Source organism: Mycobacterium sp. 141 (assembly GCF_000382405.1).
In the GTDB taxonomy this organism is placed as follows: domain Bacteria; phylum Actinomycetota; class Actinomycetes; order Mycobacteriales; family Mycobacteriaceae; genus Mycobacterium.
In genome coordinates, this window is record NZ_KB908269.1 from 19746 (window position 1) to 41668 (window position 21923).

Sequence of the window (21923 nt, forward strand, 5' to 3'; positions counted from 1 at the left end):
CGCGGCGCGGGATGACATGGCGCGTGGATCAGCGCCGCGGAGCCGGCATCTTCACCGCGGCATTGATCCGGTTCCATGCGTTGATGGTGACGGCAATCGAAATCACTTGACCCAGTTCACGTTCGGTGAACGCCGCGGCGGCCCGGGCATACACCGCATCCGACACCGGCCCGTGGTTCAGATTGGTGATGGCCTCGGTCAGTGCGAGTACGGCCTGCTCCCGCTCGGTGAACAGATCGCCGGCCTCCTCCCACGCTGCGACCAGCGCCAGGCGCTGCTCGGTCTCGCCCTGTTTGCGGGCGTCACGCGTATGCATGTCGAGGCAGAACGCGCACCGGTTGATCTGCGAGGCCCGGATCTTGATCAGCTCGGCGATGGTCGGATCGGCGTCCTTGGCCGAGGCGTTCGACAATCCCAGCATCGCGTCGTACAACTCGGGTGAGGTCTTGTAGATCTTCAGGCGTCCGGTGGTCTGAGCAGGTTCGAGTGTCTGTGTCATACCGACAACGGTAGCCACGAAAGTACCGCCAAGGTGGTTCAATCAAGGCATGGCTTCACGGGCCAATTTGGGCAGCCGAGATCTGCACCTGGAGCTGCGGGCCGTCATCGAACCAGGCAGCCGCACCGCCCGCGAGCAGCTGATCAACGCCTTGCGGGACGGCATCCGATCGGGTCGGCTGGCCACCGGTGCCGTGCTACCACCGTCCCGCGCCCTGGCCGGCGACCTGGGGTTGGCCCGTAACACCGTTGCCGAGGCGTACGCCGAGCTGGTCGCCGAGGGCTGGCTCGCGTCACGGCAGGGGGCAGGCACCTGGGTGGCTCGGTCCGGCACGTCCCGGCCCGCGCCGCCGCGGCCGCGCCGCGTACCCGTCACACCGCGGCACAACCTGATGCCCGGCTCGCCCGATGTGTCGGAGTTCCCGCGCAACGCGTGGCTCGCGTCGGCCCGGCGCGCCCTCACCCATGCACCCGTGGCGTCTTTGCGGATGGGCGACCCGCGCGGCCCGCTCGCGCTGCGCGAGGCACTCACCGAATATCTGGGCCGGGTTCGTGGTGTGCGGACGACGCCGGAATCGATCGTCGTGTGCGCAGGCGTCCGTGATGGCGTCGAACTGCTCGCCCGGGTATTCCGATCCGGTCGGCCGATCGCGGTGGAAGCCTACGGGCTCTTCATCTTTCGTGATGCGATCACTGCGACGGGAGTGCCGACCACACCGATCGGGCTGGACGACGACGGTGCGGTGATCGAGGATCTCGATGCGCTGGACACCCCGGCGGTCCTGCTGACGCCTGCGCATCACAACCCGTACGGCATGGCGCTGCAGCCGGCGCGCCGCACCGCGGCTGTGGCGTGGGCGCAGCGCACCGACGGTTACGTGCTCGACGACGACTATGACGGCGAGTTCCGTTACGACCGCCAGCCCGTCGGCGCCTTGCAGGCGCTCGATCCCGAACGAGTCGTCTATCTCGGCTCGACGAGCAAGAGCATGGCCCAGACGCTGCGGTTGGGCTGGATGGTGCTGCCCGACGCGCTGATCGATCCGGTGATCGACGCGGCGGGCGGACAGCAGTACCACGTCGATGTCATCAGTGCGCTGACGCTGGCCGACTTCATCGCCACCGGCGGCTACGACCGGCACATCCGGCGGATGCGCAACCGGTACCGGCGCAGGCGTGACACCCTGCTCGCCGCACTGGACGATTTCGACGTCGGTATCCGGGGTCTGGCCGCCGGCGTCAGCATTACGCTGCCCCTGCCCGACGGCGCCGAGCCGACCGTGCTGCGCCGGGCCGGGGAGGCCGGGATCCTGCTGCAGGGGCTGTCGATCATGCGGCACCCGGCGGCCGGCCCGCAGATCCCCGACCCCGACGGCATCATCGTCGGCTTCGGCGCTCCCGCCGAGCACGCCTTCGGACCAGCCGTCGAGGCGCTGCGAACGGTGCTCGCCGAGGTGCTGCGCTAGGACTTCCCGCCGACGAAGAGGTCGCGCGGGCCGGTGGGCAGCCGCCAGCGGAAGGCGAGACCGGCCAGCCGCAACGCGGTGGCCAACACCGTCCCGGCCACCAGCCCGATCCATTGCGGACCGAAGTAGTCGATGACGGCATAGGTCGTCGCACCGATCATCGCCGGAACCGCATACAGATCGTCCTGCCCCATCAGTAGCGGGATCTCGCGGACCAGCACATCGCGGACGATGCCGCCGCCGATCGCGGTGGTGACACCGATCAGTACGGCCGCGAACCAGGTCGCCCCATGGTCGGTGGCGAACGCCGCACCCGACGTCGCGAAGAAACCCATCCCGACGGCGTCGAGGGTGAGCACGATCCGCCGCATCCGGATGAAGATCCGGGCCGTCGCCGTCGCCACCGCCGTCGCGACCACGGCGACCGTGACGTTGGGCCAGTGCTGGATGGACGTCGGCGGGGTGACGTCGAGGAACAGGTCACGCAGCACACCGCCGCTCACCGCCGTCAGCACGCCCAGCGCCGCGATGCCGAACAGATCGAAGCCTTTGCGGATCGCGACCATCGCCCCCGACGAGGCGAAAACCGCGATACCGCCGTAGTTGAGGACCGTCTGCAACACGTCTGAACCGTAGGCGCTCGCTAAGCTGCCGTGGTGGCCGAACCCGTCATGTCGCCGACCCTGAGCCTGAAAGCCCAGGCGGTCAGATTCATCGTCACCGGCGGACTCGCCGCGATCGTGGACTTCGGCCTGTATGTCACCTTCCTTCGGCTGTTCGCCACGTCCTGGCACGTCGACGAGGACATCCGGGTCAATGTCGCCAAGACCCTGAGCTTCATCGCCGGCACCACCACGGCATATCTGATCAATCGCCGCTGGACCTTCCAGGCGCCACCGAGCACGGCCCGGTTCATCGCCGTCTGTGTTCTCTACGCGGTCACCTATGCGGTGCAGGTCGGCATCAACTTCGTGTTCTACATGCAGTTCGAGAACCAGCCCTGGCGGGTGCCGATCGCCTTCGTCATCGCCCAGGGGACCGCGACCGTCATCAACTTCATCGTGCAGCGAGCAGTCATCTTCCGCCTGCACTGAACCGTGGTCTCGGCGCGGTACCCTCTGTCACGATGTCGACCACCGATTTCCCGACCACGGACAAGCGCCTGATGGGCTGGGGCCGCACCGCACCGACCGTCGCGCAGGTGCTCTCCACACCTGATCCCGAGGTCATCGTGAAGGCCGTCACACACGCCGCTGAGCAGGGCGGACGTGGCGTGATCGCGCGCGGTCTCGGCCGCTCCTACGGCGACAACGCGCAGAACGGCGGCGGCCTGGTCATCGACATGCCCGCGCTGAACCGGATCCACTCGATCGACGCCGAGACCCGGATCGTCGACGTGGACGCCGGGGTCAACCTCGATCAGCTGATGAAGGCGGCGCTGCCGTTCGGGCTGTGGGTCCCGGTGCTGCCGGGTACCCGGCAGGTCACCATCGGCGGGGCGATCGGCTGCGACATCCACGGCAAGAATCACCACAGCGCGGGAAGCTTCGGCAACCACGTCCGCAGCATGGATCTGCTGACCGCCGACGGCGAGGTGCGCAAGCTCACGCCGGACGGCCCGGAAGCCGAGCTGTTCTGGGCGACCGTCGGCGGCAACGGGCTGACCGGCATCGTCCTGCGCGCCACCATCGAGATGACGCCGACGGAGACCGCGTATTTCATCGCCGACGGCGATGTCACGCACACCCTCGACGAGACCATCGCTTTCCACAGCGACGGCAGCGAGGACGGTTACACGTACTCGTCGGCCTGGTTCGACGCCATCAGCGCCCCGCCGAAGCTGGGCCGCGCCGCCATCTCCCGCGGATCCCTGGCCAAGCTCGACCAGCTGCCCACCAAGCTGCAGAAGAACCCGCTGAAATTCGATGCGCCGCAACTACTCACGTTGCCCGACGTGTTCCCCAACGGGCTGGCCAACAAGTACACCTTCGGCCCCATCGGCGAACTCTGGTACCGCAAGTCGGGCACATACCGCAACAAGGTGCAGAACCTGACGCAGTTCTATCACCCGCTGGACATGTTCGGTGAGTGGAACCGCGCCTACGGCCCGGCCGGATTCACGCAGTACCAGTTCGTGGTACCCACCGAGGCCGTCGAGGAGTTCAAGGGCATCATCTACGACATCCAGCGCTCCGGACACTACTCATTCCTCAACGTGTTCAAGCTGTTCGGCAAGGGCAATCAGGCGCCGTTGAGCTTCCCGATCCCCGGCTGGAACGTGTGTGTCGACTTCCCCGTCAAACCGGGCGTCGGCGACTTCCTCACCGACCTGGATCGACGCGTACTGGAGTTCGGTGGGCGGCTCTACACCGCCAAGGATTCGCGCACGACGGCCCAGACGTTCCACGCCATGTATCCGCGGGTCGACGAGTGGATCGCGGTGCGGCGCAAGGTGGATCCGAACGGGGTGTTCGCCTCCGACATGGCGCGCCGGCTGGAACTTCTGTAGTCCTGACGCGCCGAAAACGGCGGCGGGAGTAGCCGAGAACTTTTTCTTGACTAATTCCAGAAAAGGGACGAGACTGCAGAACGTGGCAACGACTGCGGACCTCCAGCGAATGCTGCGGACCGCTGGTATGCGAGTGACCCGCCCCCGGGTGGCGGTGCTTACGGCGGTGCATGCGCATCCTCACTCCGACACGGATTCGATCATCCGCGCCGTGCGTGAAGAGCTGCCCGAGGTGTCACACCAAGCCGTCTACGACTCGCTGCATGCGTTGACCGCAGCGCGCCTGGTGCGGCGGATCCAGCCCTCCGGATCCGTAGCCCGTTACGAGTCACGGATCGGCGACAACCATCACCACATCGTGTGCCGCTCGTGTGGCGCCATCGCCGACATCGACTGTGCGGTCGGCTCAGCCCCCTGTCTGACCGCGTCAGAGGACCATGGCTTCGAGATCGACGAAGCCGAGGTCATCTACTGGGGCACTTGCCCCGAATGTTCCACTGCTCCAAGTAGATAACTCACAAACCAGCCCACCCAGCCCGGAAAGGATTTGTCATGGCCGAGACCCAAACTCACCCCCCCATTGGCGAAGCTCAGACCGAACCCGCCGAAAGCGGTTGTCCGATGATGATCAGGCGCCCAGTCGAGGGCGGTAGCAACCGCGACTGGTGGCCCAATGCGGTGAATCTCAAGATCCTGCAGAAGAATCCCGACATCATCGATCCCAACGACGCAGACTTCGACTATCGCGCGGCCGTGCAGACCATCGACTTCGATGAGCTGCAGCGTGATTTCGATGAGCTGATGACCACGGAGCAGGACTGGTGGCCGGCCGACTTCGGCCATTACGGCCCGTTGTTCGTCCGGATGTCCTGGCACGCCGCCGGCACCTACCGGGTGCAGGACGGCCGCGGTGGCGGCGGTCGGGGCCAGCAGCGCTTCGCCCCGACCAACAGCTGGCCGGACAACGTCGGGCTGGACAATGCCCGCCGGCTGCTGTGGCCGATCAAGAAGAAGTACGGCAAGAAGCTGTCCTGGTCCGATCTGATCGTCTACGCGGGCAACCGGGCCCAGGAACACATGGGCTTCAAGTCCGCCGGTTTCGCTTTCGGCCGACCGGACTACTGGGAGCCAGAGGAGGACATCTACTGGGGCGCCGAGGCGGAGTGGCTGGGCACCCGCGAGCGCTACAGCGGTTCCGACGGCGACCGGCGCAGGCTGGAGAACCCGTTGGCCGCTTCCACCATGGGCTTGATCTACGTCAACCCCGAAGGCCCCGAGGGCAATCCAGATCCGCTGGCAGCCGCCATCGACATCCGCGAGACCTTCGGCCGGATGGCGATGAATGACATCGAGACCGCCGCGCTGATCTGCGGCGGGCACACCTTCGGCAAGACTCACGGCAACGGCGACGCGGACGCGCTCGGGCCCGAGCCGGAGGCCGCCCCGCTGCAGACCATGGGTCTGGGCTGGCGCAACCCCCACGACACCGGCAACCCCAACGACAAGGTGGCCAGCGGGCTGGAGGTGACCTGGACGCACACCCCGACCAAGTGGGACAACAGCTTCCTGGAGATCCTCTACAGCAACGAGTGGGAGCTGTTCAAGAGCCCCGCCGGCGCCCAGCAGTGGCGTCCCAAGGACAACGGCTGGGCCAACTCGGTACCGACCGCAGACCTCAAGGGCCGTACGCACCCGGCGATGCTGACCACCGATCTGTCGATGCGGTTCGACCCGATCTACGGCGAGATCACCCGGCGCTGGCTGGACCACCCCGAGGAGCTCCGGGAGGAGTACGCCAAGGCCTGGTTCAAGCTGCTGCATCGCGACCTCGGCCCGGTCACCCGCTACCTCGGCCCGTTGGCGCCGAAGGAGACCTGGCTCTGGCAGGACGTCACCCCGGCTGGGAAGACGCTGTCCGACGCCGACATCGCGACCCTCAAGGCCGCCATCGCCGGCTCGGACCTGACCGTGCCGCAGCTGGTTTCGACCGCATGGAAGGCGGCGGGCTCGTTCCGGGCCAGCGACATGCGCGGCGGCGCCAACGGCGGCCGGATCCGGCTGCAGCCGCAGCTGGGTTGGGAGTCCAACGAACCCGACGAGCTGGCCCAGGTGATCCGCAAGCTCGAGGAGATCCAGTCGAGTGCGGGCGTTGACGTGTCCTTTGCCGACCTGGTGGTGCTGGCGGGCAACGTCGGTGTCGAGCAGGCGGCCAAGGCGGCCGGATACGACATCCAGGTGCCGTTCACCTCGGGCCGGGGCGACACCACCCAGGACCAGACGGACGTCGAGTCGTTCGCCTACCTGGAGCTGCGGGCCGACGGTTTCCGTAACTACGCGGGCAAGGGCCTGGAGGTCCCGACCGAGTACCAGCTCATCGACCGGGCCAACCAGCTGGGCCTGTCGGCGCCGGAGATGACGGTCCTGATCGGCGGACTGCGGGCGGTGGAGGCCAACTACGGCGGCACCAAGCTCGGGGTCCTCACCCAGAGGCCGGGACAGTTGACGAACGACTTCTTCGTCAACCTCACCGACATGGGCGTCAAATGGGAGCCGTCGTCGGCCGATGACGGCACCTACGTCGGCAAGGACCTGCTCAGCGGCGAACAGAAGTACACCGCCAGCCGTGTCGATCTGTTGTTCGGATCCAACTCTCAGCTGCGGGCGCTGACCGAGTTCTACGCCGAGGACGACTCCGAGGAGAAGTTCGTCAAGGACTTCGTCGCGGCGTGGGCCAAGGTGATGGACAACGACCGGTTCGATCTCGAGGTCTGATCGGCACGTAACCGAAGTATCCGGACGCCCAGGACGGCCTCGCGGCCGCCTGGGCGTTCGGCGTTCGGCCGTGGTGAGAACGCCGCACGGTACCCTCGTCACGATGTCCCCCGAGGCTTGGAGCTGCGCTAGATGGTGTTCGACGCCGTAGGTAACCCCCAGACGATCCTGCTGCTCGGCGGCACCTCAGAGATCGGGCTGGCAATCTGTGAGCGCTATCTGCGCGACGCCCCGGCCCGTATCGTGCTGGCCGCGCTGCCCGACGACCCGGGCCGCGACGGTGCGGTGGCCCAGCTGCGTGCGGCAGGCGCCAAAGAGGTCGAGGTTATCGACTTCGACGCCGTCGACACCGCCAGCCATCCCGCGGTCATCGACAAGGCTTTTGCCGGTGGTGATGTAGACGTCGCGATCGTGGCGTTCGGGCTGCTCGGGGATGCCGAGGAACTGTGGCAGAACCAGCGCAAGGCCGTGCAGATCGCCGAAATCAACTACACCGCAGCTGTTTCGGTCGGTGTGCTGCTGGGCGAGAAGATGCGTGCTCAGGGCTCCGGGCGCATCATCGCGATGAGCTCCGCGGCCGGTGAGCGCGTGCGTCGCTCCAACTTCGTCTACGGCTCCACCAAGGCCGGCCTGGACGGCTTCTATCTCGGCCTCGGTGAGGCGCTGCGGGAATTCGGCGTCCGGGTACTGGTGATCCGGCCCGGCCAGGTGCGCACGCGGATGAGCGCGCACGTCAAGGAAGCCCCGCTGACCGTCGACAAGGAATACGTCGCCGACCTGGCGGTCACCGCTTCGGCCAAGGGCAAAGAGCTGGTCTGGGCGCCAGGGGCGTTCCGCTACGTGATGATGGTGTTGCGGCACATCCCGCGACCCATCTTCCGTCGGCTCCCCATCTGATGCGGGCCGGACTCCTCGGTCCGGCCAGGGTGGTCGGCCAGATGGTCATCGCCGTCCTGATCGCCTCGGTGGTTGCCGGGGTGGCGATCACTGCGATCGCCCGGGTGCAGTGGCCGGCCTACAACACCTCCAATCAGTTGCACGCCCTGACCACCGTGGGCCAGTTCGGTTGTTTGGCAGGGCTTTTCGTGTCAGGCCTGATCTGGCGGCGGGGTCGGCGCACCCTGGCCCGGCTCGCCGCGCTGATCTTCCTGTCGGCATTCTCGGTGGTGACGCTGGCGATGCCGCTGGGCGCCACCAAGCTGTACCTGTTCGGGGTGTCGGTAGACCAGCAGTTCCGCACCGAGTATCTGACCCGGCTCACCGACACCGCGGGCCTGCATGACATGACCTACTTCGGGCTGCCGCCCTACTACCCGGCGGGCTGGTTCTGGATGGGCGGGCGCATCGCCGCCTGGACCGGGACCCCGGCCTGGGAGATGTTCAAACCGTGGGCCATCGGCTCCATCACCGTCGCCGCGGCACTGGCACTCGTGCTGTGGGCGGCCATGGTCCGGTTCGAGTACGCGCTGATCGTCACCACGGCCAGTACCGCTGCCATGCTGGCCTATTCGCCGGCCGAACCGTATGCCGCGATCATCACGGTGCTGTTGCCGCCCGTGCTGGTGCTGGCCTGGTCGGGGCTGGGCGCGCACGCGAGGAGCACGGAAGGAGACGGCAGCACCCGCAACGGCGGGTGGGCGGCGATCGTCGGCACCGGCATCTTCCTCGGCGTGGCCGCGCTGTTCTACACGCTGCTGTTCGCTTACTGCGCGTTCACGCTGGCCATCATGGGACTGCTGTTGGCGGCGGCCCGCAGGCACTGGGACCCGTTGTTGCGGCTGGTCGTCATCGCCGCGATCTCGGGGCTGATCGCCCTGATCAGCTGGGGCCCGTACCTGCTGGCGGCGGCCAAGGGCCGGCCCGCCGACAAGGGCACCGCCCAGCACTATCTGCCCGATGCGGGCGCGCAACTGACCTTCCCGATGCTGAGCTTCACGCTGCTGGGCGCGTTGTGCCTGGTCGGCACGCTGTGGCTGGTGGTGCGGGCGCCGGGCTGGGGGCTCTTCGCCCGAGAGGCTCATCGCAATTCCACGACGGCTGCAGCGCTGGCCTTCGGCGTGGTCGCGATCTACGCCTGGTCGCTGCTGTCGATGCTGACCACGCTCGTGGGCACCACGCTGCTGTCGTTCCGGCTGCAGTCGATGCTGACCGTGCTGCTGACCACCGCGGGGGCGTTCGGGTTCATCGAGGCGACGCTCGCGATCGCCCGGCGCTACCAGCCCGAAACGAGGCGACGTGTCATCGCGGTGGCAGCGACGATCGGCACCGTCGGCGCCCTCACGTTCAGCCAGGACATTCCCGACGTGCTGCGTCCCGACATCAACGTCGCCTACACCGACACCGACGGCACCGGCGTGCGCGCTGACCGCAGGCCGCCCGGCGCCGAGCAGTACTACCGCGAGGTCGACGCCAAGATCCTTGAGGTCACGGGCGTTCCCCGGGATCAGACCGTGGTGCTCACCGCCGACTACAGCTTCCTGTCGTACTACCCGTACTACGGCTTCCAGGGGCTGACATCGCACTACGCCAACCCGCTGGCCCAGTTCAAGGAACGCGCAGCCGCCATCGAGGGCTGGGGCACGCTGAGCACCCCCGACCAGTTCATCAAGGCTCTCGACGGGTTGCCCTGGAAACCGCCGACGGTGTTTCTCATGCGCCGCGGCGCGGGCGATACCTACACCCTGCGGCTGGCCTCCGACGTCTATCCGAACCAGCCCAATGTGCGCCGCTATCACGTGGAGCTGAACTCGGCGTTGTTCGACGATCCGCGGTTCTATCTGTCGGATGTGGGGCCGTTCGTCCTGGCCATCCGCAAGCCCGATCAGAACGCCAGTCAGAAAGCGACTCCCGATGGCCGTTGACGCGCCGATAGCATCGAAACCCGTGATCGCTACGGGCGCCAACCACCGGACAGCGCGACTCATCGCCATCGTCGCCGGTCTGCTCGGTGCGCTCATGGCCATCGCCACCCCGTTCCTGCCGGTCAAGCAGACCACTGCGCAGCTCAACTGGCCGCAGAACGGCACCTGGCAGAGCGTCAACGCCCCACTGATCGGGTATGTCGCCACCGACCTGACCATCAACGTGCCGTGCCAGGCCGCCGCGGGGCTGGCCGGCCCGCAGAACCGCGACCGAACGGTCCTGCTGTCGACCGTGCCCAAGCAGGCGCCCAAGGCTGTCGACCGCGGTCTGCTCATCGAACGCGTCAACAACGACCTGCTGGTCATCGTCCGCAACACCCCGGTGGTCAGCGCCTCGCTGGATCGGGTGCTCAGCCCGGCCTGCAAGTACCTGACCTTCACGGCGCACGCCGACAAGATCACCGGCGAGTTCGTCGGGCTCACCCAGGGCCCGTCGAGTGACCCGTCCCAGGATCCCAATGCGCCGCTGCGCGGTGAGCGCAGCGGCTACGACTTCCGCCCGCAGATCGTCGGCGTCTTCACCGATCTGTCCGGCCCCGCGCCGGAGGGTCTTACCTTCTCGGCCACGATCGACACGCGGTACAGCAGCTCCCCCACGCTGCTCAAGATGCTGGCGATGATCATCGGCGTCGCCATGACCGTCGTCGCCCTGGGCGCTCTGCACGTGCTCGACTCCGCCGACGGCGTCAAACAGCGGCACTTCCTGCCGGCCCGCTGGTGGTCGTTGTCGCCACTGGACGCGCTGGTCGGCGCTGTGCTGGTGTGGTGGCATTTCGTCGGCTCCAACACGTCCGACGACGGCTACATCCTCACCATGGCCCGGGTGTCCGAACACGCCGGCTACATGGCCAATTACTACCGCTGGTTCGGCACCCCTGAAGCCCCTTTCGGCTGGTACTACGACCTGCTGGCGCTGTGGGCCCACGTGAGCACCGCCAGCGTATGGCTGCGGTTGCCGACGCTGGTGATGGCGCTGGCCTGCTGGTGGGTGATCAGCCGCGAGGTCATCCCGCGACTCGGGCACGCCGTCAAACACAGCCGGGCAGCGGCATGGACCGCGGCAGGCATGTTCCTGGCGTTCTGGCTGCCGCTGAACAACGGGCTGCGCCCCGAGCCGATCATCGCCCTCGGCATCCTGCTGACCTGGTGTTCGGTGGAGCGCGGCGTCGCCACCAACCGGATGCTGCCGGTCGCCATCGCGATCATCATCGGCGCGCTCACCCTGTTCTCCGGTCCCACCGGCATCGCCGCCGTCGGCGCGCTGCTGGTGGCCGTCGGTCCGCTGAAAACCATTGTGGCTCGGCATACTTCCCGCTTCGGGCATCTGGCCCTGCTGGCCCCGATCCTGGCGGCGTGCACGGTCACCATCATCCTGATCTTCCGGGACCAGACGCTGATCGGTGAGATCCAGGCCAGCTCCTTCAAGTCCACCGTGGGTCCGAGCCTGGCCTGGTTCGACGAACACATCCGTTACGAGCGGCTGTTCACCACGAGCCCCGACGGCTCGGTGGCTCGACGCTTCGCAGTGCTGACTCTCCTTCTGGCGCTGGCAGTTTCGATCGCCATGTCGCTACGGAAGGGCCGTGTGCCCGGCACCGCGGCGGGTCCGAGCCGACGCATCATCGGCATCACGATCATCTCGTTCTTCGCGATGATGTTCACCCCCACCAAGTGGACGCATCACTTCGGCGTGTTCGCCGGGCTGGCCGGGTCGCTGGGCGCGCTGGCCGCGGTGGCGGTGACCGCCGCGGCGATGAAGTCGCGACGCAACCGGGCCATGTTCGGCGCGGCGGTGCTGTTCGTGACGGCGCTGTCGTTCGCGACCGTCAACGGCTGGTGGTACGTGTCGAACTTCGGCGTGCCGTGGTCGAACTCGTTCCCGCAGTGGCACTTCGGCTTCACCACGATCCTCCTCGGGTTCTCGGTGCTGGCACTGCTGCTGGCCGCCTGGTTCCACTTCAGCGGACGTGACCTGTCCCCCGATGGCCCGCCGAGCCGATGGCAGCGGCTCGTGCAGGCGCCGCTTGCGATCGCCGCGTGGGTGCTGGTGATGTTCGAGGTGGTTTCACTGACGCTGGCGATGATCAACCAGTACCCGGCCTGGTCGGTGGGACGCTCCAATCTGGAGGCCCTGACCGGTAAGACGTGCGGGCTGGCCAGCGACGTGATGGTCGAGGAGAATCCGAACGCGGGCATGCTCACGCCGATCGACCAGCCCTTCGGCCAGGCGCTCGGTGCGGTCACCTCACAGGGGTTCACCTCCAACGGCATTCCGTCGGACGTCTCGGCCGACCCGGTGATGGAGCAACCCGGCTCCACCAACTTCGCCGACACCGAATCCGGCACCACGACCGCCAGCGAAGGCGGGACCGAGGGCGGTACCACCGCCGCAGCAGGCGCCAATGGGTCGCGCGCGCGGCTGCCCTTCGGCCTGAACCCCGCCACCACACCGGTGCTGGGCAGCTGGCGGGCCGGCAGCCAGATTCCGTCGGAGCTGCGTTCGGCGTGGTACCGGCTGCCGAACCGGGATACCGCCGGGCCCCTGCTCGTGGTGGCAGCCGCCGGACGGTTCAGTGCAGGCGAGGTCGTGGTCCAGTGGGCTACCGACAAGCAGGCTGCCGCGGACCGGCCCGGGGGCAGGGTCGGCTTCGCCGACGTCGGGGCAGCCCCGGCGTGGCGGAACCTGCGGGCGCCGCTGTCGGCCATCCCGCGGGATGCCACCCAGATCCGGCTGGTCGCGACCGACGACGATCTGGCCCCGCAGCACTGGATCGCGGTGACCCCGCCGCGAATCCCCACCCTGCGCACCCTGCAGGACGTGGTGGGCTCGACCGATCCGGTGATGTTGGACTGGCTGGTGGGCCTCGCCTTCCCGTGCCAACGGCCGTTCGGCCACCAGTACGGCGTGATCGAGGTGCCGAAGTGGCGGATCCTGCCGGACCGGTTCGGCGCAGAGGCCAACTCGCCGGTGATGGACTACCTGGGCGGCGGGCCGCTGGGCATCACCGAGTTGATGTTCCGGGCCGCGACGGTGCCGACCTATCTCAAGGACGACTGGTTCCGGGACTGGGGCTCTTTGCAGCGGCTGACACCGTGGTACACCGACGCCGCACCGGCCCGGCTCGACCTGGGGACCGCCACCCGCAGCGGGTGGTGGAGCCCGGCTCCGCTACGACCCAGTTGAGCGGCGGGGCTACCAGCTCCAGACAATGCCGCGGCGCGGCGGGTTGATCTCTCCCACGTGGGGGGCGCGCGTCTGCGGCACCGCTTTGATCGACACGCTGCCACTCGTCTCGCACCTGACGTTGCCGCCCACGTCCTGGCATGTCGGCATGGCACCGGCCGCGGGAGCCAGGATCAGCGACGCCACCAGCACCGCCACCGGTAGTAGTGAGCACTTATTGCGCACAGTCATGGACCTCTCCCTCACCGCGGTATCTGGATGTGACCGAACCGGCCCCGTCACGGGCAGGCCGATGTGAGGATCCGGGCGCCCGGGCCGAGGGGCGCATTGGCGTCCTGAGCATGCCGCACCGCGTCGGCGCGAGCCGCCTCGAGCGTCGAGCCTGCCCCGCCGGCCACGACGCCGCTGTCGTCATCGGCGCCGACCGACACTATGCAGAGATTGTCGTTGGTGACCTCGTCCCGGGTGCAGTCTTGGGCGCCCGCCTGCTGGCATGCGGTGACGACGGCCGCCGTGGCGGCCTCATTGGTGGGGCCGGTTACGGTGAACCCGACCAGCTCCCCGTTGAGCACACCGGAGCCGACGGCCCTGGACATGTCGTCACCACCGTCGACCATGCCATCCCCGCCGCCCGCCCATGCCGAACCTGCCGAGATCGTCGCGGCGACGACAGCCATGCCAAGAAATCCAAAAATCTTGCGGGTCAAAGCCATCGTGTTCCTGTCGTCGAGGTGATCACCGAGCGCGGCTGTGATGGTATTACCGACTCACAGCAAAATGGGAGGAATCGGCTTGTCCCCGAACTGGGGGTCATGTCACACAGTGGGACCGATACGGCGACATCACTGGTCACTCGGCAGGGGAAACGGGTGCTCACATGTGGGTCGCATACCATCGACCCTCGTGCCGGGCGATGAGCGACATGAGCGAGAAACAGGTAATCCAGCCACTGATCGATCCCGCATCGCTCGCCTGATCGCGATCATCGCCGGTGTCGCGGGTGTGGTGCTGTGCGGTCTGGTCCCACTGCTTCCGGTCAAACAGGCCACCGCGACCATCCTGTGGCCGCAGGGCACCGGTACCGACGGCAACATCACCAACATCACGGCGCCGCTGGTGTCCGGGGCCCCGCAGGCTCTCGACGTCTCGATCCCTTGTCATGCCATTGCGACCCTGCCCGCGGCGGGCGGGCTGGTGTTCTCCACCATTCCGCCCGATGGCATCGACGCCACCCGCAACGGCCTGTTCGTCCGGGCCACCGCCGACACCGTCTTCGTCGCGTTCCGAGACACCGTCACCGCCGTCGCGCCACGTGCCGCAGTCAACGCGGGGACGTGCAGCGCGCTGCACATCTGGGCCAACCTCGGCGGCGTGGGCGCTGACTTCGCCGGCATTCCCGGCGCAACCGGCACCGCGGCCGTCGAGAAGAAACCCCAGGTCGCCGGTGTGTTCACCGATCTGAAGGTGGCGCCACAACCCGGCCTGTCGGCGCGGGTAGACGTGGACACCCGATTCATCACCAGCCCGACGGCACTCAAGCTGCTGGTGATGGCGCTCGGCGTGGTTTGCGTGGTGGCCTCGATCGCGGCGCTGGCCGTGCTGGACCACCGGAGCTGCGCCGGCGGCGACATTCAACCCAGCGGCGCCCACCGAGTCCGCGGTGCGTGGCGCCGGTTCATCAAGGTTCCGGTCGCGACCTGGATCGCCGACATCGGCGTGATCGGCACGCTGCTGCTGTGGCACATAATCGGCGCCATCTCGTCCGACGACGGCTACAACCTCACCATCGCACGGGTGTCCGCCGATGCCGGCTACACCGCCAACTACTTCCGCTACTTCGGCACCACCGAGGCTCCCTTCGACTGGTATCAGTCGGTGCTCGCGCACTTCGCAGCCATCAGCACCGCAAGCGTATGGATGCGGCTGCCCGCAACCCTGGCGGCCATCGGCACCTGGCTGTTGTTGAGCCGCTGGGTGCTACCCCGGCTGGGTCGCAGGCTCGCCACCAACCGCATCGCGGTTTGGACGGCCGGTGCGGTGTTTCTGGCGGCCTGGCTGCCGTTCAACAACGGCCTGCGCCCCGAGCCGCTGATCGCCTTCGGCGTGCTCGCGGTGTGGGCTCTTATCGAAAATGCGATTGGAACACGACGTTTGTGGCCTGCCTGCGCGGCCGTCATCGTGGCGATGTTTAGCGTGACACTGGCCCCGCAGGGCCTCATCGCACTGGCGCCGCTGCTGGTCGGGGCTCGTGCCGTCGTCGGCATCATGAGGGCCCGGCGTATCGTGCTGCCCGCGCTGGCGGCCCTGGCCGGGTCGGCCGCGCTGGTCTTCGTCATCGTGTTCCGCGACCAGACCCTGGCCACGGTCGCCGAATCGGCCCGGATCAAGTACACCGTCGGCCCGACCATCTCCTGGTACCAGGAGTTCCTGCGCTACTACTTCCTCACCGTGGAAGATTCTGTGGACGGCTCGCTGACTCGGCGGTTCGCGGTGCTGACCATGTTGCTGTGCCTGTTCGGCATGATGGCTGTGCTGCTGCGCAAGGGCCGGGTGCCCGGGCTGGCGAGCGGGCCGGTGTGGCGGCTGCTCGGTGTCACCGCGATCGGCCTGCTGCTGCTGCATTTCACACCGACCAAATGGGCCGTGCAGTTCGGCGAGTTCGCCGGGCTGGCCGGTGCGCTCGGTGGGGTGACGGCGTTCGCGTTCGCCCTGGTGGGCCTGCACAGCCGACGCAACCTCGCGCTGTACGTGACGGCGCTGCTGTTCGTGCTGGCCTGGGCGACATCCGGGATCAACGGCTGGTTCTACGTCGGCAACTTCGGCGTGCCGTGGTTCGACCGCCAGCCCGTGCTCGCCGGGCACCCCGTGACCACGATGTTCCTGGTGCTGGCCATCATCACCGCCGTGCTCGCCGGCTGGCTGCACTTCCGCATCGACTACGCCGGGCACACCGAGGTCGCCAACACCCGACGTAACCGTGTGCTGGCCTCCACACCGCTGCTGGTGGTCGCGATCATCATGGTTGTGCTCGAGGTCGGCTCGATGGCCAAGGGCTTCGTCCAGCGCTACCCCGTCTACACCACAGCGGCGGCCAACGTGCGGGCGCTGAGTTCGGGGCTCTCGAGCAACAGCTGCGCCATGGCCGACGACGTGCTGGTCGAGGCCGACACCAACGCGGGCATGCTGCAGCCCGTGCCGGGCCAGACCTACGGCGAGTACGGGCCGTTGGGTGGCGAGAACCCGGTCGGGTTCAACCCCAACGGGATCAGCGACACCCTGGAGCCGCCGAAGCCCGTCGTCGCCAACCCCGGCACCGTGAACTCCGACGGCTCACCCAACAAGCCCAACGTCGGTATCGCGTACGCCGCGGGCACCGGTGGCGGCTACGGTCCGGTCGGCGTCAACGGATCCCGCGTGTTCCTGCCCTTCGGCCTCGACCCCGCCCGCACCCCAGTGATGGGCAGTTATAAAGAGAACACCGTCGCCGCCAAGGCCACCTCGGCCTGGTACCAGCTGCCGCCACGCAGCCCCGACCGGCCGCTCGTCACCGTCGCGGCCGCCGGCGCCATCTGGTACTACGACGAAGAGCATGAATTCCACTACGGCCAGTCGCTGAAGCTGCAGTGGGGCGTGCACCGTCCCGACGGCAGCTACCAGGCGCTGGACTCGGTGCAGCCGATCGACGTGTTCGCCCAGTTCGCCTGGCGCAACCTGCGTTTCCCGCTGGCTTGGGCGCCGCCGGAGGCCAACGTGGCGCGCATCGTGGCCGACGACCCGAACCTGAGCGATGACCAGTGGTTCGGGTTCACCCCGCCGCGGGTGCCGACCCTGCAGACCGCGAGTGAGTTCCTCGGTTCGCAGACGCCGATCATGATGGACATCGCGACCGCCGCGAACTTCCCGTGCCAGCGCCCGTTCTCCGAGCACCTCGGTGTCGCGGAGCTGCCGCAGTACCGCATCCTGCCCAACGTCAAGCAAGTGGTGGTGTCGTCGAATATGTGGCAGTCCGCCCAGAAGGGTGGGCCCTTCCTGTTCATCCAGGCGCTGCTGCGCACGTCGACCATCCCGACGTACTTGCGCGACGACTGGTACCGGGACTGGGGCTCGATCGAGAAATACGACCCGGTGGTACCGCCTGAGCTGGCGCCCGTAGCCCACATCGATCAAGGAACCAAGCGAGTGTTCGGCTTCAGCCGGCCCGGACCGATCCGGGCCCTGCCATGACCACGACCGAACTCAAGCCCGCCGAGAGCGAGCCGACGGCGGCCAAGGACGTGAAGACGGCCCGCTGGGTCGCCATGATCGCCGGCCTGATCGGGTTCATCTGCTCGGTGCTGACGCCGCTGCTGCCGGTGGTGCAGACGACGGCGACGCTGAACTGGCCTTCCGGAACCGCTACGGCGGCGACATCGGGCGCAGCGGGTCAGCTGAACAGCGTCACCGCACCGCTGATCAGCGAGACGCCGGTCAACATGACGGCGACGATCCCCTGTGACCTGATCCGCTCCCTGCCGCCGCAGGGCGCCCTGGTGCTGGGCACCGCACCCAAGGAGGGCAGGCAGGCCCCGCTCAACGCGCTGTTCGTCAACGTCACGAGCCAGCGCGTCGACATCACCGACCGCAACGTGGTGATCGCCAGCGTTCCCCGGGAGAAAGCGGTCGGCGGTGCCGGTAGCCCCGGTTGTTCCCGCATCGAGATCACGTCGTCGGAAGCCGGCACGTTCGCCACGTTCGTCGGGTTGACGGGAACCGACGGGAAAGAGCTGCGCACCGGCTTCGCCGACCCGAACCTGCGGCCGGCGATCGTCGGCGTCTTCACCGAGCTGAGCGGGCCTGCGCCACAAGGGCTCTCACTGTCGGCGACCATCGACACGCGATTCACCACCACCCCCACCGCGCTCAAGCTGACGGCGATGCTGCTGGGCATCGCGGCCACCGTGATCGCGGTGCTCGCACTGTGGCGCCTCGACCGGCTCGACGGCCGGCGGATGCACCGCCTGATCCCGTCGCGCTGGCGCACGTTCAGCGCCGTCGACGTGGTGGTGGTCGGCGGGTTCCTGGTGTGGCATGTGATCGGCGCCAACTCGTCGGACGACGGCTACATCCTGCAGATGGCCCGCGTGGCCGATCACGCCGGATACATGTCGAACTACTTCCGCTGGTTCGGCAGCCCGGAAGACCCGTTCGGCTGGTTCTACAACCTGCTGGCGCTGATGACCCATGTCAGCGACGCCAGCATCTGGATGCGGCTGCCCGACCTGATCTGCGCGCTGGTGTGCTGGCTGCTGCTCTCCCGCGAGGTGCTGCCGCGGCTCGGGCCCGCCGTCATCGCGAGCAAGCCCGCCCTGTGGGCCGCAGGCCTGGTGCTGATGGCTGCCTGGATGCCGTTCAACAACGGTCTGCGTCCCGAGGGCCAGATCGCCACCGGCGCGCTGATCACCTACGTGCTGATCGAACGCGCCATCATCTCCAGCAGGGTCACCCCAGCCGCGCTGGCGATCATCGCGGCAGCGTTCACCCTTGGCATCCAGCCCACCGGACTCATCGCGGTCGCCGCGCTGTTGGCCGGCGGACGCCCGATCGTGCGCATCCTGGTACAGCGCCACAAGGTGGTCGGCACCTGGCCGCTGATCCTGCCGTTGCTGGCCGCCGGAACCGTGATCCTCACGGTGGTGTTCGCCGACCAAACACTGGCAACAGTGTTGGAGGCCACCAGGATTCGCACGGCCATCGGACCGAGCCAGGCCTGGTACACCGAGAACCTGCGCTACTACTACCTGATCCTGCCGACCGTGGACGGATCGCTGTCGCGCCGGTTCGGTTTCATGATCACCGCGCTGAGCCTGTTCACCTCGATGTTCATCATGTTGCGGCGCAAACGGGTGCCGGGTGTGGCCCGCGGCCCGGTGTGGCGGTTGATGGGCATCATCTTCGCGACCATGTTCTGCCTGATGTTCACCCCGACCAAGTGGGTGCACCACTTCGGCCTGTTCGCCGCCGTGGGTGCAGCGATGGCCGCGGTGGTCACCGTGCTGGCCGCGCCGGCGGTGCTGCGGTCGGCGCGCAACCGCATGGCATTCACCTCGGCTGTGCTGTTCGTGATGGCACTGTGTTTCGCCACCACCAACGGCTGGTGGTACGTCTCCAGCTACGGCGTGCCGTTCAACAACGACAAGCCGGCCATCGGTGGCGTCACCGTCAGCACCATCTTCTTCACGCTGTTCGCGATCACCGCGCTGTGGGCGTTCTGGCTGCATTTCCGTCCGGGAACAGGCGGCAAGCTGACCCGGGTGCTGACCACGGCGCCGGTGCCGCTCGCGGCGGGGTTCATGTGTGTGGTGTTCGTCGGCTCGATGCTCTACGGCGTGGTGCGCCAGCACGGCACCTATTCCAACGCGTCTTCGAACCTGCAGGCGTTCGGTGGTGGTTGCGGGCTGGCCGACGACGTGCTGGTCGAACCCGACCCCAACAACGGCTTCCTGACGCCGCTGCCCGGTGATTACGGCCCACTCGGCCCGCTGGGCGGAACGGCACCGACTGGTTTCACGCCCAACGGCGTGCCGGATCACATTGTCGCCGAAGCGATTCGGTTGACCGTGCCGATGCCGGGTATCGACTCCGACTGGGATGCTCCGGCCAAGCTGAAGAACCCCGGCATCAACGGCTCGACCGTGCCGCTGCCCTACGGTCTGGATCCGGCTCGGGTGCCGGTGGCCGGCAGCTACGTGGAAGGGCCCGCGCAGCGGGAGAGCAAGCTCGCCTCGGCCTGGTACCAGCTGCCCGCGCCCGATCCCGGCAGCCCGCTGGTGGTCGTCACCGCCGCCGGAACCATCACGGGCAACAGCGTTTTCAACGGCCGCACCGAAGGTCAGACCGTGGAGCTGGAATATGGGCGTCCGGGGCCCGACGGTGCGCCGCTGCCCGCAGGCCGGCTGGTGCCCTATGACCTCGGACCTATCCCGTCATGGCGCAATCTGCGGTTCGACCGCAGTCAGATCCCGGCCGATGCGACGTTCGTCCGCGTCATCGCCGAGGACAAGTCGCTGAGCCTGGGCGACTGGATCGCCGTCACCCCGCCGCGGGTGCCCGAGGTCAAGACCGTGCAGGAGTACATCGGCTCAGAGCAGCCGGTGTTGATGGACTGGGCCGTGGGCCTGGCCTTCCCGTGCCAACACCCGATGCTGCATGCCAATGGCGTCACCGAGATCCCGAAGTTCCGCATCACGCCGGACTACAACGCCAAGATGAAAGACACCGACACCTGGGAGGACGGCCTCAACGGTGGCTTGCTGGGCATCACCGACGTGCTGCTGCGGCAACACGTGATGGCGGCGTATCTGAACAAGGACTGGGGCCGCGACTGGGGCTCACTGCGCAGGTTCGACACCATCGTCGACGCCACACCGGCGCAGATCAACCTGGGCACTGCTACCCGCAGCGGGTTGTACACGCCGGGCAAGATCCGCATCCAGCCCTAGCACTTCGCGTCGAGTGGCCAGTTACTGCACGCTTTTTCGCGGCGCGCGTACATAACTGGCCATTCGGCGGGAAAGCACTTCAGTGCGGCGGCCCCAGATACGGGAACACCTGCAGGGTGTCGGTATGGGGGCTGAGCCCTGAGGGCGGACAGTCACCCTTGGTCAACGACGCCAGCCGGTAGTCGATCACGTCGTCGGTGAACACCCGGCCGTTCGGATACTTGGCGGGCTTCGACGGGTTGAACGTCAACATGTCGGGCAGGATGCCCTCGGCGTCGATGGCGGCGATCGCCTCGTCGTGCGAGTAGCCACCGGTGTGCCCCAGCAGGTGGATGAACTGGCCCATCCAACGCTCCCGGTCGTGGATCGGCACGCTGGCGTTGTACTCCAGCTTGGTGTCGTCGGTGTTGAAGAAGCTGCTCACCGACGGATGCCCGGCCCGGTCCACGTGTAGGAGCTCGCCATCGACGCGCACGCTGCACCGGCCCCAGATCCGGATGTCCGGGTCGGCGCCGAGCTGTTCGGTCGGCAACTCAAAGACCATCGAGCACACATTGGCCTCGAGGTTGGAATCCACACCCGTCCACGGGAATTGGCCACTGAGGTGCAGTGCGGTGAAGTTGCGCCCGCCGCGAATGTCGAACAGGTTCTTGATGCCGTCGAAGTCGAAGAAGAAGGCGTCGCTGCGGGCACCCGCGAAGAACGTGTAGGCATCCGTCCGGGCGATCACCGGCTCCCGCCCGAACGACACCTCGACGCCCGTGAAGATCCGCTCCCCCACCGCTTCGGGTGATTCCGCGTCGTCGCCGGACGCCACGTACACGTCCACGGTCTGACGGCCGTCGGCCGGTTCGGAGAACACGTAGCTGAACGCTATGTCATTGCGCAGGTCACCATCGTTGTCGATGGCCAGGCGATAGATGGCATCGGGATGTAGGGCGTCGGCTTGCGGATTGGCGTTGAGGATCAACACCGTGCGCTCCGGATCTGCCGGTGATTGGAAGGCATACAGATCGCACAGATCGAGTCGCTGATCGCCCAGCGGTGGCCCGAGGCTCAGCCCGGTGAAGTGGTTGGACATGATGCCCATCCAAC

At 67.4% G+C, this 21923-nt stretch carries 15 protein-coding genes; 10 read left to right on the plus strand and 5 right to left on the minus strand.

The annotated features are described in order from the left end of the window. Window positions 1–28: 28 nt before the first annotated feature. The gene (locus H276_RS0117445) at window positions 29–499 is read right to left on the minus strand and encodes a carboxymuconolactone decarboxylase family protein (protein WP_019972580.1); all 471 of its coding nucleotides are present in this window, start codon (window positions 497–499) and stop codon (window positions 29–31) included. Between the two features lie 49 nt (window positions 500–548). Here H276_RS0117445 and H276_RS0117450 point away from each other — a divergent pair, with 49 nt between their 5' ends. Then, entirely contained in the window at window positions 549–1964 is a 1416-nt protein-coding gene (locus H276_RS0117450) for a PLP-dependent aminotransferase family protein (protein ID WP_019972581.1), read from the plus strand. Here the strand turns inward: H276_RS0117450 and H276_RS0117455 are convergent. Further along, window positions 1961–2587, minus strand: a complete 627-nt coding sequence (locus H276_RS0117455) for a trimeric intracellular cation channel family protein (RefSeq protein WP_019972582.1) — start codon at window positions 2585–2587, stop codon at window positions 1961–1963. The two genes, H276_RS0117450 and H276_RS0117455, sit on opposite strands and share 4 nt — an antisense overlap. A gap of 48 nt (window positions 2588–2635) precedes the next feature. Between H276_RS0117455 and H276_RS0117460 the strand changes: the two genes are divergently transcribed. From H276_RS0117460 to H276_RS0117490, 7 genes are all read left to right on the plus strand, one after another. Continuing rightward, the gene (locus tag H276_RS0117460; protein WP_026357122.1) at window positions 2636–3058 is read left to right on the plus strand and encodes a GtrA family protein; all 423 of its coding nucleotides are present in this window, start codon (window positions 2636–2638) and stop codon (window positions 3056–3058) included. 32 nt (window positions 3059–3090) lie between these two features. Further along, a complete protein-coding gene (locus H276_RS0117465; protein ID WP_019972584.1) occupies window positions 3091–4473 on the plus strand; it encodes an FAD-binding oxidoreductase in 1383 nt (460 codons plus the stop codon). Window positions 4474–4582: 109 nt separating this feature from the next. After that, complete coding sequence (locus H276_RS0117470) at window positions 4583–4987, plus strand: Fur family transcriptional regulator (protein WP_019972585.1); 405 nt, start codon at window positions 4583–4585, stop codon at window positions 4985–4987. 38 nt (window positions 4988–5025) lie between these two features. After that, the gene (katG, locus tag H276_RS0117475; protein ID WP_026357124.1) at window positions 5026–7245 is read left to right on the plus strand and encodes a catalase/peroxidase HPI; all 2220 of its coding nucleotides are present in this window, start codon (window positions 5026–5028) and stop codon (window positions 7243–7245) included. 132 nt (window positions 7246–7377) lie between these two features. After that, a complete protein-coding gene (locus H276_RS0117480; protein ID WP_019972587.1) occupies window positions 7378–8142 on the plus strand; it encodes a decaprenylphospho-beta-D-erythro-pentofuranosid-2-ulose 2-reductase in 765 nt (254 codons plus the stop codon). After that, a complete protein-coding gene (locus H276_RS0117485) occupies window positions 8142–10106 on the plus strand; it encodes a galactan 5-O-arabinofuranosyltransferase (RefSeq protein WP_019972588.1) in 1965 nt (654 codons plus the stop codon). The genes H276_RS0117480 and H276_RS0117485 overlap by 1 nt, the downstream gene beginning before the upstream one ends. Further along, window positions 10096–13350 carry an arabinosyltransferase domain-containing protein gene (locus H276_RS0117490; protein ID WP_036461298.1) on the plus strand — a complete coding sequence of 1085 codons (3255 nt, stop codon included), beginning with the start codon at window positions 10096–10098 and terminating at the stop codon, window positions 13348–13350. Before H276_RS0117485 ends, H276_RS0117490 begins: the two co-directional genes overlap by 11 nt. A 9-nt stretch (window positions 13351–13359) precedes the next feature. Here the strand turns inward: H276_RS0117490 and H276_RS0117495 are convergent, their stop codons facing one another. Beyond that, window positions 13360–13581, minus strand: a complete 222-nt coding sequence (locus H276_RS0117495; RefSeq protein WP_019972590.1) for a hypothetical protein — start codon at window positions 13579–13581, stop codon at window positions 13360–13362. A 47-nt stretch (window positions 13582–13628) separates the two neighbouring features. Continuing rightward, the gene (locus H276_RS0117500) at window positions 13629–14027 is read right to left on the minus strand and encodes a DUF4189 domain-containing protein (RefSeq protein ID WP_019972591.1); all 399 of its coding nucleotides are present in this window, start codon (window positions 14025–14027) and stop codon (window positions 13629–13631) included. Window positions 14028–14253: 226 nt separating this feature from the next. On the opposite strand from H276_RS0117500, the gene H276_RS0117505 reads away from it, so the two are divergent. Together H276_RS0117505 and H276_RS0117510 are read left to right on the plus strand one after the other, a co-directional pair. Continuing rightward, on the plus strand, window positions 14254–17574 hold the full coding sequence (locus tag H276_RS0117505; protein ID WP_019972592.1) for an arabinosyltransferase domain-containing protein: 3321 nt from the start codon (window positions 14254–14256) through the stop codon (window positions 17572–17574). After that, on the plus strand, window positions 17571–20828 hold the full coding sequence (locus H276_RS0117510) for an arabinosyltransferase domain-containing protein (protein ID WP_019972593.1): 3258 nt from the start codon (window positions 17571–17573) through the stop codon (window positions 20826–20828). Before H276_RS0117505 ends, H276_RS0117510 begins: the two co-directional genes overlap by 4 nt. A 79-nt stretch (window positions 20829–20907) precedes the next feature. Here H276_RS0117510 and H276_RS0117515 read toward each other — a convergent pair whose 3' ends face one another. After that, window positions 20908–21909 carry a DUF4331 family protein gene (locus H276_RS0117515; protein WP_026357128.1) on the minus strand — a complete coding sequence of 334 codons (1002 nt, stop codon included), beginning with the start codon at window positions 21907–21909 and terminating at the stop codon, window positions 20908–20910. Between the last annotated feature and the right edge of the window lie 14 nt (window positions 21910–21923).